Annotated in this window: 1 protein-coding gene and 1 pseudogene; one reads left to right on the top strand and one right to left on the bottom strand. The window is 57.7% G+C overall.

Annotated elements, in window-relative coordinates; genetic code table 11:
* Positions 1 to 369: pseudogene (locus tag AACR14_RS15955) on the top strand (glycine dehydrogenase (aminomethyl-transferring)); the annotation flags it as partial.
* An 85-nt stretch (positions 370 to 454) separates the two neighbouring features.
* Here the strand turns inward: AACR14_RS15955 and AACR14_RS15960 are convergent.
* Positions 455 to 861: methyl-accepting chemotaxis protein (locus AACR14_RS15960; protein WP_041202013.1), on the bottom strand; the 407-nt coding region annotated here is incomplete at its 5' end.

Here is an 861-nt window from a genome sequence, read left to right on the forward strand (position 1 = left end):
TACGGCTTCCACGCACCGACCATGAGCTTCCCGGTAGCGGGTACCCTGATGGTCGAGCCGACCGAGTCGGAATCCAAGCGCGAGCTGGATCGCTTCGTCGAGGCGATGACTTCCATCCGCGCCGAGATTGCCAAGGTGCAGGAGGGGCAGTGGAGCCTCGCCGACAACCCGCTGGTCCATGCGCCGCACACGCAGGACGATGTGATGGATGCAGAGTGGTCCCGTGGCTACAGCCGTGCCGAGGCGGTCTTCCCGTCCGACGCCGTGCGCGCCGCCAAGTTGTGGCCCTCTGTGAACCGCATCGACGATGTCTACGGCGATCGCAACCTGTTCTGTGCCTGTATCCCGACTGAGGATTACGCCAAGTAAGTGGCGTCCAAGAGCAACAGTTAAGCCTTATAAACAACAGGGCCACCCAAACGGGTGGCCCTTTTTATATGTCATCTGATTGCTGCTATCCAAACGTCCTGCTTAAGTCCTTGAGCTGGCTCGCTTTGCTCTGCAAGTTGGCACTGGTTTCACTCACCTGATCGATTTTGAGACTGTTATCGTGAGAGAGCGAGGATATCTGGTTGATATTGCGACTGATCTCCTCGATGACCGCTTGTTGCTCGGTGGCCGCGGCGGTGATCTGGTTGGAAAAATCAGAGACCTTGTCTATCTCGACCACAACCTGATTCAGGTTGCCGGTGCTTGCCCGGGTGGTGGCGAGGCAGGCGTTGGTTCTGGTCACATTGAGATGCATCATCTCTTTCCATCCCCCCAGGGTTTGCTGGATATGGCCAATGCTGTTCTGGATCTGCTCTGTCGCCTTGTGGGTTCTGGTCGACAAGCTGCGAACCTCGTCCGCCACCACCGCAA

Origin of the sequence: Aeromonas sp. 159 (assembly GCF_963862045.1) — a bacterium.
Classification (GTDB): domain Bacteria; phylum Pseudomonadota; class Gammaproteobacteria; order Enterobacterales; family Aeromonadaceae; genus Aeromonas; species Aeromonas veronii.